Origin of the sequence: Psychrobacter sp. JB385, assembly GCF_900163785.1 — a bacterium.
GTDB lineage: Bacteria > Pseudomonadota > Gammaproteobacteria > Pseudomonadales > Moraxellaceae > Psychrobacter.
Map to the genome: position 1 here is coordinate 17,962 of NZ_FUKN01000011.1, position 12,463 is coordinate 30,424.

At 44.3% G+C, this 12,463-nt stretch carries 9 protein-coding genes; 7 read left to right on the forward strand and 2 right to left on the reverse strand.

All coding sequences use genetic code 11. The annotated features are described in order from the left end of the window. The first annotated feature begins 188 nt into the window (after positions 1-188). Complete coding sequence (locus CZ794_RS05660; protein ID WP_087040708.1) at positions 189-860, forward strand: hypothetical protein; 672 nt, start codon at positions 189-191, stop codon at positions 858-860. Between the two features lie 142 nt (positions 861-1,002). On the opposite strand, the gene glnD is transcribed toward CZ794_RS05660, so the two are convergent. Together glnD and map are read right to left on the reverse strand one after the other, a co-directional pair. Continuing rightward, positions 1,003-3,747, reverse strand: coding sequence for a [protein-PII] uridylyltransferase (gene glnD, locus CZ794_RS05665; RefSeq protein ID WP_087040709.1), 2,745 nt, complete (start codon positions 3,745-3,747; stop codon positions 1,003-1,005). A 210-nt stretch (positions 3,748-3,957) separates the two neighbouring features. Next, positions 3,958-4,749 (reverse strand): type I methionyl aminopeptidase, encoded by a 792-nt coding sequence (gene map, locus CZ794_RS05670; RefSeq protein ID WP_373407899.1) that lies wholly within the window; start codon positions 4,747-4,749, stop codon positions 3,958-3,960. A 325-nt stretch (positions 4,750-5,074) separates the two neighbouring features. Here map and CZ794_RS05675 point away from each other — a divergent pair, with 325 nt between their 5' ends. The 6 genes from CZ794_RS05675 to CZ794_RS05700 all read left to right on the forward strand — a co-directional run bounded on the left by CZ794_RS05675 (position 5,075) and on the right by CZ794_RS05700 (position 12,405). Continuing rightward, complete coding sequence (locus tag CZ794_RS05675) at positions 5,075-6,151, forward strand: triacylglycerol lipase (protein WP_087040711.1); 1,077 nt, start codon at positions 5,075-5,077, stop codon at positions 6,149-6,151. A 122-nt stretch (positions 6,152-6,273) separates the two neighbouring features. Continuing rightward, positions 6,274-7,377, forward strand: coding sequence for a lipase secretion chaperone (locus CZ794_RS05680; protein ID WP_087040712.1), 1,104 nt, complete (start codon positions 6,274-6,276; stop codon positions 7,375-7,377). Between the two features lie 281 nt (positions 7,378-7,658). Beyond that, a complete protein-coding gene (locus CZ794_RS05685; protein ID WP_087040713.1) occupies positions 7,659-8,147 on the forward strand; it encodes an META domain-containing protein in 489 nt (162 codons plus the stop codon). Between the two features lie 156 nt (positions 8,148-8,303). Further along, a complete protein-coding gene (locus tag CZ794_RS05690) occupies positions 8,304-9,323 on the forward strand; it encodes a PD40 domain-containing protein (RefSeq protein WP_087040714.1) in 1,020 nt (339 codons plus the stop codon). Between the two features lie 149 nt (positions 9,324-9,472). Next, entirely contained in the window at positions 9,473-10,129 is a 657-nt protein-coding gene (locus tag CZ794_RS05695) for an OB-fold-containig protein (RefSeq protein ID WP_143515704.1), read from the forward strand. Between the two features lie 200 nt (positions 10,130-10,329). Beyond that, the gene (locus tag CZ794_RS05700; protein ID WP_087040716.1) at positions 10,330-12,405 is read left to right on the forward strand and encodes a flotillin family protein; all 2,076 of its coding nucleotides are present in this window, start codon (positions 10,330-10,332) and stop codon (positions 12,403-12,405) included. Positions 12,406-12,463 lie beyond the last annotated feature (58 nt).

Below are 12,463 nucleotides of genomic sequence, written 5' to 3' on the forward strand. Positions count from 1 at the left end.
AATTCTCTTATTTTTTCTTTTTTTCATGGTAAGGCTGTTTGTTGGATGACGAATGAGTATCGCTCATCGAACCTTTAAAAATGTAGTGGTATTCAAAACCGTTAAATAAAAATTATCAATGACTAACGGTCATGAGTACGGAAAACACTATCAGTCTTCATGATAAAATATTATAAGGATAATTTGATATGCCTGGTGTTTCAAAAAATGAAGAGATAAACGCTGAACATATCAATCATGATAATGTAGGTAGTCATCAGCATCATACTCGATTGTATGAATTATTAAAACAACGAGAGCAGTATTGGTGGCAGGCTCGACAACAATTGCTGATTCGTAAAGAAAGAAAAATGGTTTGGTACAGCGAAAACAGTTTGATGATGTGGTTGCTATGGCAATTGGTTGGCTATGTGGTCGTTGCTATGGTGCTGATGTTAATCAGTAATTTGCTCGGTATAGTGCTGCCTTTGTGGCAATACATTGCTTTATTTGTCTTACAAACCGTTATTTTTGTTTTTATGCTGATGGCTAAAGGGCGAGCGGCCAATAAATTACAGCATAAAATTGATAAAGATGAAATGGTGAGTGAAGAAGCGTTTAATGAGATGGTCATCTTAGCCGAAGACAGTCTGTTTCCGGATGTACATGCCAATGCGCCCATTTCTTTAAAACAGTTGTACGATTATTTTGAAGGGCAGTTTCATTTGACCAGTCTGCATCGCTTGCTACAAAAGGAAGTCGATACTGGGCGTTTGTTACTGACTCAGCAGCGATTGGATGCAAGTATATTGCCGCCAGATCTTGCTGATGATGAGCTGGATGATCATGCCAGCGAAATGATATACAAAAGCATGATTTAAGACCGTTTTCCTTCTTTCAAGTCACCTTCGTTACCGTCAAACACTTCCTTTATCGACAAGTTTGGTTATTCAGCCATCTCTTTATCAACCGCATACCTCTATCAATTAACAAATCAATTCATAGAGGTATTGATCTATTGTATCAAGTCACCGTGGCTTTTTGCGTACTCAGGCTTTCGATGAGTGCTGATTTTAGGGCATCTAATCTATCAGTAGATAAGGGCTCATCATTTTGGTCGCTGATATAAAACATATCCTCTGCACGCTCGCCCAAGGTAGTAATACGGGCAGCATGTACCTCAATCTTTTGTTGTAAAAACACCTGTCCCACTCGCGCCAACAATCCAGGTTGATCCAGCGTTTCTAAGCTCATGATATGTTGGTCTGATGCGTCATTAAACTCAAAATTAATCACCGTCGTCACCTCAAAGTGTTTGAGCTGGCGAGGCATGCGCTTGTTGGTTAGCTTAAGCACCGTTGGATCTTTAAAGGCATTGATTAGACGCTGCTTAAGCTCCTGCTGGCTGTCTTCATCAACCAACAGTGTACCGCTAGGGTCAAGGAGCACATACGAATCTAAGGCAAAGTCGCGGGTAGCTGTAATAATACGAGCGTCCAATACATCCAAATTCATCTGATCGAATACGGCCATCGTGACGGCAAATAGATTCATCTGATCTTGCGTATAGACGAAGACCTGCACAGCATCAAGTGCCAGCTCTCGATGCTCGCGTAATACGACCAGTGGCGGGCTGTCTGCGTTAGAGGCAAGACCGATGGGCGGATGGTTCAAGATCGCTTCGGTATGCCATAGGATATCTTCGGCAATCTCTCGCAAAAAGTACTCATCACCCAAATCGTCCCACAATCGCAAGACTTCGTCGCGATTCATATGCTGATTTTTGACATTGTCCAGCATCTCCAAAGTTTGCTTGCGGGTAGCACTGATCATGTCTTGACGGTTGGTTGGCGCATCTATATCAGCCCGCAAAATGCGCCGAGTCTGAGAGTAGAGCTGTTTCATAAGGGTTGCCCGCCAGCTGTTCCATAACTGTGGGTTAGTCGCGTTCATATCGGCAACGGTCAAGACGTACAGATGATTGAGATGGGTAACATTGCCAACCAAATTTGCAAAAATAGTGACCACTTCAGGGTCTGAGATGTCTTTTTTCTGAGCGGTCATCGACATCAATAAATGATAACGGGTTAGCCAGCCGACCAAGTTGGCATCTGCTAAGCTCATGCCGTGCGCTAAACAAAACTCAATCGACTCCGTTTCACCAAGCTCACTGTGATTGCCGCCACGACCTTTGGCAATGTCATGGAACATCGCTGCCAATACCAAGATTTCTTTGCGCTCGATTCGTTGGAATATTGAGCTCACCAAGGGAAAGTCTTCGTAAAAACGGGGATCAGTAAAGCGGTGCAAAATTCGAATCAAAAATAGCGTGTGCGCATCCACTGTGTAACGATGGAACAGATCGTATTGCATCAAACCCGTCACTTGAGCAAAAGCTGGAATATAACTGCCCAAAACGCCACAGCGATTCATGGTACGCAAACGATGAAACAGATAATTTTGTTCTTTTAGATTGGCCAAAAACAACGCTTGATGCACAGGGTTGTCGCGGTACACCTGATCGATACCGCGTGCAGCGATCTTAAGCGCGCGCAAGGTATGAGTACGCACGTTTTTGATACCGTGCTGACCCATCAATAAAAACATCTCCAAAATTGCTTCAGGATGCTGAGCAAAAACCCTATGATGCGACATGGCGATTTGGTCGCCGATTTGATTAAAATGCGCGTTGATCGGCTGCTTTTTTGGTCGCTCGGCATCGGGTAAATGCGATTCTATGATTGTCTCATAGTAATGGTTGGTCAACATCTCAGACAATGTCGAGATTTTCATAGCGCAGCGATAATAATCCCGCATAAACCGCTCGACTGCCGCATTTGGCTCATCATCTGGCTGAGTCTCATAACCCATCAACTGAGCAATCTCGCGCTGATAATCAAACAGTAGCTTGTTTTCATTACGACCTGTCAAGACATGCAGGTAATGACGTATTTGCCATAAGTAACCCTCTGCAAAGCTCAGCTCATCAAACTCTTTTTCTGTCAAAAAGTTCTGTTGTACCAAATCATAAAGCTTACTGACGCGAAAATAGCGTTTGGTCACCCAGCCAACCAAATGAATGTCGCGTAAACCGCCTGGCGCTGTTTTGATATTTGGCTCAAGGTTGTATTCTGTGGCATTGTGCTGTAAATAGCGCTCTCTTGCTTCAGCAACCTTGACATCATAAAAGTCACGCGGCGACCACTGTTTATTGACAATCTGAATGGGCGTCTGTTGCAGCGCTTCGTTTCCAATCAATAACCGAGCCTCTAGCTGGGCACTGGCAATGGTATGATCAAGCGCGGCTTCCAAAGCATCATTGACGCTACGCACAGAGAGAGCCGGCTCTAACCCGATATCCCACAGTAGCGCCACTAAGCGATCTATTTTTTGATTGGTATCTGCACTCATCTCATCTGGATAAAGCAGCAAAATATCAATATCTGAATACAGCGACAGCTCACCGCGACCGTAGCCGCCTGTGGCAAACAGTGCCAAATCCGTCTTATCTAGCTCAAACCAAGTAAAGAGCGCAGTAAGCAAGCGATCAATAGCGCACGCTCGTGCCGCCACTAGCTGACGGATATTGACACCACGCTCCAGAGCACGGCTGATGTCGTCATTGATTTGGCTTAACCATTTTGGAATATCGATGAGTAGCTGTTCGGTATCATGCGTGTCTGCCAATAGTGATGTGTTGGCCGCTGTATTATTCAATAGCAAAGGTAAGGGCGTTAGATCAATAGTAGCAACATCACAATTCAGCATGAGAAGTATCCAATTAAGAGGTTGAAAATAAATCGTTAAAACCAAAGCGTTAAAATCAAGTCGTCAAAAGCAAAGAGCGATTAGGAATGATAAAACACGCGCCACACAAATCATATGAGAAAAAGTATAAAGATAAGCTTTACCGACATACTATTCAATATGCCCTAATTATGCGCCAAAAAAAAGACCGCCTAAGCGATCTTTTTTATATTATTGGGTCAAAAAGCTCAAATCTTCTTCAGGTCGCGTGGTAAATACCTCACAGCCATTGTCGGTCACAACCATCGTATGCTCCCATTGAGCAGACAACTTACGGTCTTTGGTGATCGCTGTCCATTCATCGGGCAAAATTTTCGTCTGCCATGTGCCTTGGTTAATCATTGGCTCAATGGTAAAGGTCATCCCCGTTTTTAGCTCAAACCCCGTGCCTTTTTTGCCATAATGCATGACTTGTGGCTCATGGTGAAACTCATTGCTGATACCATGTCCGCAGAATTCGCGAACGATACTGAAGCGTTCAGGCTCGACCACTTCTTGAATGGCAGCACCAATATCGCCTAAGCGTGCGCCGTTTTTGACAACACTCATGCCCGCATATAGGGCGTCTTGGGCCACTTTGCAAATACGCTGCGCCATGATAGAGCCGTTGCCTACGATCCACATTTTTGAGGTATCGCCATAATAACCGTCTTTGATGACGGTCACATCGATATTGATGATATCACCATCTTTGAGTAGTTTGTTTTCGGCAGGAATACCATGACAGACCACATGGTTGACAGAGGTACAAATCGATTTTGGAAAGCCATTGTAATTGAGCGGTGCAGGAATGGCTTTTTGCACATTAACGATATAATCGTGCGCGATTTGGTTAAGGGCTTCGGTACTAACGCCGACCTTGACATGCTCATTAAGCATCACAAGGACATCACTGGCAAGTTTACCAGCCACACGCATTTTTTCTATGGCTTCGGGGGATTGTATAAGGGATTTTTTAGTCATCATCGTCTTACTTATAGTTATGAGATTGGTATGGTGCATTATAGCATAAATGTGGGTAGTGCTGTTTTGCACGCATCGACCGTCTATTTGTTGATTAAGTTGTCATCTACCTGACAAGTCACTGCTTCTCTGGCTTTATAGATATGACTATAAAGTCATCAAAATACCGCCTAAACGCGGAAAAATTCATTGAATGTTGCTAAATATAGTCGTAATGTAATTTTGGTTGCTAAATGGATTAGCAAAGGTTTTCAGTGCTTTTTTGCAGGATGCAAGAATGAAAGGACTGAAAACGGCCTCACCTTAACGATACAAGGATGTTGTTATGAGACTCAAAGGTTATATACCTTCGGCAGACATGCCAAGCTTTTTTTTGCCCACACTTGCTACTATTGGTGCGGGTATCTTTATGATAATCATACAGACCAATTCTGCTCAAGCAGCGGGTCAGTATTATAATTGTGCCAATGCCAACGGTTGCAAGTTGGTTGATAGCCAATATTTCACATCGAGCTATACCAAAACGCAGTATCCTGTCGTCATGGCGCACGGTCTTGGCGGTTTTACCACGCTATTTGGGGTCATCGATTATTTTAATGGAATTCCTGGTGAGTTGATAAAAGGTGGCTCAGAGGTATATACCACCAAAACGTCCGCCGTCAATAACAGTGAAATCCGCGGTGAGCAATTGCTGCAACAAGTCAAAACCATCACTGCCATCTCAGGCAAGCCCAAAGTCAATTTATTTGGGCACAGTCAGGGCGGTATCGATATTCGTTATGTCGCTGGCGTCGCGCCAAAATACGTCGCCTCAGTAACGGCCGTCTCAAGTCCAGAGCAAGGCTCAAAAACCGCAGATTTTGTCAAAAAAACGCTTGAGCCAAACAACACTACTGGCGAGCCATCAAACGTCACCACGCAGCTGGTATCAGGCGTATTTAATTTAATTGGTGGCTTTACGGATATCGGCTCTGGCATCAGTTTTAAGCAGATACAACAGCAAGATGGCTGGAAAGCACTGGTTGCTTTATCCACCAATGGCGCTGCCAATTTTAACGCAAAATTCCCAGCCGCGATGCCGACCTCATACTGCGGGCAGCCTAGCAACACCAAAGTAGGTGGTATCAGCTATTATTCATTCAGTGGTGTGGGTCAGCTGACCAGTGCTGTTGACCCCAGCGATTATCTGTTAGCTGCAACGGGCGTGCCATTTGCAGGCGAGTCCAACGATGGTTTGGTATCTGCTTGCTCAAGTAGGCTCGGTTATGTGATTCGTGATAATTATAAAATGAATCACTTAGATTCAGCTGACCAAGTACTGGGTCTGACCGCATGGGGTGAGTCTGAACCAAAATCTATCTATCGCACCCAAGTGAATCGTCTGAAAAACGCCAGTCTATAAAGGGTTTATAATGATTGACAAAGATGGCTTTAATTAGACTTTGGCTATATTGATGCTGTTTTTGTTTATCAAAGTGACCAATCACCATATCCACTTATTTTCGCTACTAAGATATCTTTGCTATGTCAAATAATCGCCGTTCGCCTTTTTTAACTGTCGTGATGATTGCGGTGGTCATCCTCTTAACCGTGGCGATTATTTTATGGTTCAAACCAAACAATAATAGCGTTGTCTCTACCCAAGTGGCTTCCACCACAACAGACAGTCCAATTAATGATAGCGAATCGAATCTAGTCAGTTCTGACCAAGATACGAATACCAGCCCTACTCAGGGCAATACGTTACTTGTGACAGGTCTTGAGAACCTACCGCGCTCGTTGCAAGGCACGACGGTCGATGGTGAAATCATCATTGATGAAAATAAACAACTGGTCGTGACCGAGGGCTTACGGCGTTTATTCGATTACTTTTTGTCTGCATTTGGGGAGGAAGAAGAAAGTGTGATTCATGAGCGCATAAAAGCGTATATTCGTAATCACACACCAGAGCCTGCTGCCAGTCAAGCCATCGATATATTCAATCAATATGTGGCGTATCTTAAAGCCCTGCCAGAGATAGAGAAACGCTATGGCAACCTACAATTGCAAGCAACGCAAAGTGGTAAGCTCGATTTAAATGTCGTGGCGCAGCGCAAGCAAGACGTGGCAAAGCTTCGTCAACAGCATTTTGACAAGCCAACCATTAGCGCATTTTTTGGCGCAGAAGAGGTCTATGACAATTATAGTGTTGAGATGATTAAAATCAATCAAAACGAGCAGCTATCTGATACCCAAAAAGAAGTAGCAAGACAAGACTATATCAGCCGTATGCCAGACACTGTCACCAAAACTAACATTGAGCAGCAAGCCAATATCAATGCCTTAATCACTCGCACAGAGCAGATGAAAGCAAAAGGCGCGACGGCAGAAGAGTTATATAAAATGCGTCGTGAGTTGGTAGGCGCACCAGCTGCTGCACGGTTAGCGCAAGTGGATCAAGAAGATGCAAGTTTTGATCAACGTTTTACGCAATATCAAACCCAAAAACAACTGCTGTTGAGCCAAAACTCAAGCAATGCGCAAACCCAAATTGAGCAGATCGAACAGCAATTGTTTGATGAGAGTGAGCGTAAACGGTTGTCGGGCTATGCAGCGCTGCAACAACAAAAAGCTACCCGCTCTAATTAAATGCTTAATGAATCATGCAAAAAGCGTTAGCAGTTACTGGCATAGCTAGCAAGACTCCGTAGCAAAAAGACTATAAAGAAGCACAAATACTAGCGCAATCATGCACTCAATCTATAAAGACAACTGAGCAGTAGCTATGCATAATAGCTTGATTGTTTAGATATCTGAATAAAACCATAAACCAATGATAATAAAGCTCATGGTTAGGATAAAAAGCAAAGCTTCTTTTATGCAATTGCTTTTTATACTAACTGTGCTTAGTAACTTATATAGGAGTTTGTATGAAAAACATGACTAAAATGATGATGGCAGCGACGCTTGCTGTTGGTACACTGGCTGCTGGTTGTCAAACCACGCCAAGCGTTACAGCACCCGTTACTCAGGCGATTACTTCTGAGGCGCTACAAGCGCACAATTGGCAGCTGGTTGATGCCAAACGTATGAATGGTGAAAGAGTCAGTCAGCTGTTTATCAATCCAGCGAAACCATTGACGTTAAGTTTTTTTAAAGACAATGGCAGCGAGCGTGTGACGTTCAAAAACACCTGTAATAATATGGGCGCACAGTACAGTGTCGTCAATGGCAATGTACAGATCAAAAATGGTATCAGTACAATGATGGCCTGCCCTGAGCCGCAAGCGAGTTTTGACACAGCGACCCTAGCAACGGTACAAGGCAAATACAGCCTTAGTAAAAATGCCAAAAATGTCCCTGTCTTAACCATCAAAAATGACAATCAAGTGGCTTACTTTAAAGCCGTCTCTAAATAAGCCAGCGATATATTAGAATGATATAAATACTCTGGTTAGATTTGATAAGGCCTCACTGATATGTGGGGCCTTTTTTTGTCCAAAGTTTGTCGAATTTTGCGCTACACTAGAGTAAAGCTGCTGTCATACCTTAGCGATTTTATTGGATACTATTTTATGTTTAAAACCATTATGTCAAAACCAACCACGAATAACGTCACGATAAAAGGGGCGATGACGATTGCTATATTGGCAGCTCTCACTGGCTGTCAGACACTGCCGAGTGCTGAAATAAAAAAGCTGACCAGTACAGTGGATAGCAATCCACTGACCGCCGCTATGCCTGCCGTTGATCGTCAAGGACACATTGCTTATGTGGAAGAGCAAGGGTCAGGGAGCGCCAAAGTATCGGCACTATATAGCATCCGTCCTGATGGCAGTGATCGTCATCTCATCGATCAGATCACAGGTTATATCTATGCGCCAGCGTGGTCGGCTGATGGTCAACTGCTTGCTTATAGCAAACAAGCCCCGCGCGAGCATCCAAAGATTTATATTTATGATAAAAGCAGCAAAACGCGCAATCTGGTCGTCAATGCTGAAGGAAGTAATATGTCAGCGTCATTTTCACCTGATGGTCAACACCTGCTCTATAGCTCTACGGTTGGCGGCAATGCTGATATTTATAAGATGCGTCTAAGCGATGGCGAAACCAAGCAACTGATGACACTACCAAGTACTGAGGTACAGCCTAGCTATGCAGCTGACGGCAAAAGCTTTGTCTATACCAGTGACAAAGTCCGTGCGGGCAGGCCGAGCATCTATCGTTATACTTTTGCCACTGGCAATGCAACATTGATACCGACAGGAGGATATGCTGCCAGCCCGCAACTAAGCGCAGATGGTCAGCGCATGGCTTACCTAAATGGTCGTAAGGCTGCTGTCATGACACTAGCGACTGGACAAGTGACCAATCTGGCCGAAACAGGACTCGATGAACCGGCACGTCTATCTCCTTCTGGAAGTTATGCGGTCTATCCAACGCGTCATTCAAAAATCAGCGGGCAAGTAGGCGGTCAAAGTTTAGGACGTCAAAAAGGTGGCGATTTGGTTGTTCATTCGCTCTCAGGAAACACAAGTTACGCCATCAATAGCCAAAATGGTGGCGTCGTACGTTCACCCGTTTGGGGTCGTTAAGGGCGAAACCTATGTATTATGTAATGGAATGTATATATAATCATTAATAAAGAAACATAAGTTGATTCTAATTCGTCAGTTTTAGAAGTTGTTATTTAGCGCTTAAAGCAGTTGACGTTACCTGATCAAGCAAGAAGAGGACACGTACTATGCAAGAGTCTTTTTTAGTATTCCTTACTAAAATTAGTTTATACCCGACGGCTATATTTACAGGACTTGTGATGTTCGTGACTTTGTATTGGGTCGTGTCTTTAATCGGTCTGGCAGATATGGATAGCGTCGATTTGGGTGATGCAGGCGGTGATGTTGATGTCTCTGATTTATCGTCGACAGGATTCTTTACAGGTCTCATGCTCAAGTTTGGTCTTTATGGCGTGCCGCTTATTATCATACTGTCATTAATTAGTTTGATTGGTTGGGTACTCAGCTACTTATATACGAGTTTTTTACATCAATATTTTGACTCTGGCCTCTTATATTATGTATTTGGTACAGGCGCACTGGTCTTTGTTTTGGTGATATCGATGTGGCTCACGGGTCTTATTATTTCACCTATCCGCAAAAACATCGCCAATATCCCCAACCGCAATGCTGCGAGCAATATTGGTAAAGTTGCTACCGTACGTACACTCAGTGTGACAAACCAACATGGCGAAGCGGAGCTACATGATGGCGGCGCAGGACTCATCCTCAAAATTCGTTCGGATGCACAAGACAATCAGCTAAAACAAGGCGATAAAGTGGTGTTGGTAGAGTATTTAGGTGAGGCCAACACCTATCGCGTGACGCCTGTAAAAGATAACTAATCACACTAATCATAGTATTTACGATACCCACACTGCATTATCTTTGGTGAGACTCAGTTATAAGCAAATGCTAAAAAATACGCTGTCATCATAGTAAATTGTCAGTGATTTAATAATACATACAAAACAACTAAACCATTTTTAAAATGGTATCAGCAGGTTTTAAATTCGCTTGGAATGTTTTCATTAAAGGAATGAACATGGATATACTTATTATCGTCGGCGTAGTTGTGGTGCTGGCGTTTGTTTTCATTATGGCAGCCTTGCTCATGCTCAAGGCTTTTTATATCAAGGTTGAGCAGGGCACAGCACTGATTATTAATGGCGTTAATAAAATAGCGGTGCGTTTTGATGGTGGCTTTGTTTGGCCAGTGATCAACAAAAAAGAGCTGATGAAAATCTCGCTGATTACTTTAGAGGTGGACAGACGCGGCAAAGAAGGACTTATTTGCGCGGACAATATGCGTGCGGATATCACAGTCGCATTCTATCTACGGGTGAATGAAACCGAAGAAGATGTGCTCAAAGTCGCCAAATCGGTTGGTGTGGATCGCGCCTCAGATAAAGTCGCGGTCAATGAGCTATTCAATGCCAAGTTTTCAGAAGCGCTCAAGACCGTCGGTAAGCAGATTGATTTTGTCAAACTGTTCGAAAACCGCAGTCAGTTCCGTGACAGTATCGTCCAAGAAATCGGTAACGATCTCAACGGTTATGTCCTAGAAGATGTGGCGATTGACTACCTAGAGCAAACGCCAAAGACATCACTCGATTCAAGCAATATCCTAGATGCTGAGGGTATCAAAAAGATTACTCAGCTTACCGCTTTCCAAAACGTCATTACCAACGAACTTGAGCGTGACGAAGAGCTGGCCGTTAAGAAAAAGAACGTCGAAACTAGAGAAGCAATGCTGGAGCTGGAGCGTCAACAAGCCGATGCCGAAGCCAAGCAAAAGCGTGAAATCTCATCAGTGATTGCTCGTGAGACGGCTGAAACTCGTAAGATTGAAGAAGAAGAGCGCAAAAAGTCAGAAACTGCCATTATTATGGTTGAGCAGGACTTGGCGATTCAGCGTGAAAATCAACAACGTGAAATCGAAGTGGCGGGTCAGAACCGCTTACGTGCTGTGGTCATCGAAGAAGAAAAAGTCACGCGTGCTCGCGATCTAGAAATCGTCTCGCGTGAGCGTGAAGTTGACTTGCAACGTATCGAAGCCGAGCGTGCAATTGAGCTTGAGAAAAAAGAAATCGCCAACGTCATTCGTGAGCGTATCGCAGTCGACAAAACCGTGGCACAAGAAGAAGAGCGCATCAAAGAAGTTCGCGAAGTCAGCGAAGCGGAGCGCTCTAAGCAAACGCGCGTACTGGCTGCTGAAGCGGATGCTGAAGAGCTCAAAGTGCGTCAGGTGAAAAAAGCGGAAGCCGAAGAGTTATCTGCCAAGCACAAAGCTGTCGAGATCACCACGCTGGCTAATGCCAATCTGGAAGCCTCTGCGAAAGATGCAGAAGCAAAAATCAAAATGGCAGAAGGTATCAAAGCAGAAGAGTCAGCGCATGGCTTTGCTGAAGCGGCGATTCAAGAGGCTAAGTCAGTGTCGCTTGAAAAAGAAGGTATTGCTAAAGCCAATGTCATCAAAGCAACTGGACAGGCTCAGGCTCAAACAGACCGTGAAAAAGGCATGGCTGAAGCCGAAGTTATCGCGGCTCGCGGTGCGTCTAAAGCAAAAGCTGAGCGTGACATCGGTATGGTCGATGCAGAGATTGTTGCCGCTCGCGGTGAATCTAATGCCAAAGCCGAGCGTGATGTCGGTATGGCCAATGCTGAAGTTATCGCTGCTCGCGGTGAGTCAAATGCCAAGGCAGAGCGTGACGTTGGACTGGCAAAAGCCGAAGTCACTCGTGCGCACTTCCAAGCCGAAGCAGACGGTCTGGTCGAGAAGTTCAATGCCATGGGTAGCATGAGCAAAGAGGCACGTGAGCACGAAGAGTTCCGCATGGGTCTTGAGACCGCGCTACAAGAAGCATTGGCATCTATTGATGCAGGTAAAGAAATTGCCAAAGAAAACGCCGAAGTCTTGGCAGTGGCGTTACAAAAAGCCAAAATTGATATCGTCGGCGGTGAAGCGCACTTCTTTGATAACTTTGCCAAGTCATTGTCGATCGGTAAAGCCATTGATGGCCTAGCGGGCAAGTCAGACACGTTAAGCGGTATCATCAACGGGGTCATGGCCAATCAAGCCATGAAAGCAAACCAGTCAAATGATGACAGAACCGCTTAAATGATGTGCGATTGGTATGAATATTAGTTGTTATAAATGCTCTGTTATCTAGATAGCA

Excerpts from the sequence above, each read along its gene's own strand:
- CZ794_RS05680 (WP_087040712.1), top strand. The coding sequence starts at position 6,274 with ATGTCAAATAATCGCCGTTCGCCTTTTTTAACTGTCGTGATGATTGCG.
- CZ794_RS05700 (WP_087040716.1), top strand. The coding sequence starts at position 10,330 with ATGGATATACTTATTATCGTCGGCGTAGTTGTGGTGCTGGCGTTTGTT.
- CZ794_RS05695 (WP_143515704.1), top strand. The coding sequence starts at position 9,473 with ATGCAAGAGTCTTTTTTAGTATTCCTTACTAAAATTAGTTTATACCCG.
- CZ794_RS05675 (WP_087040711.1), top strand. The coding sequence starts at position 5,075 with ATGAGACTCAAAGGTTATATACCTTCGGCAGACATGCCAAGCTTTTTT.
- map (WP_373407899.1), bottom strand. The coding sequence starts at position 4,749 with ATGACTAAAAAATCCCTTATACAATCCCCCGAAGCCATAGAAAAAATG.
- CZ794_RS05660 (WP_087040708.1), top strand. The coding sequence starts at position 189 with ATGCCTGGTGTTTCAAAAAATGAAGAGATAAACGCTGAACATATCAAT.
- glnD (WP_087040709.1), bottom strand. The coding sequence starts at position 3,747 with ATGCTGAATTGTGATGTTGCTACTATTGATCTAACGCCCTTACCTTTG.
- CZ794_RS05690 (WP_087040714.1), top strand. The coding sequence starts at position 8,304 with ATGTTTAAAACCATTATGTCAAAACCAACCACGAATAACGTCACGATA.
- CZ794_RS05685 (WP_087040713.1), top strand. The coding sequence starts at position 7,659 with ATGAAAAACATGACTAAAATGATGATGGCAGCGACGCTTGCTGTTGGT.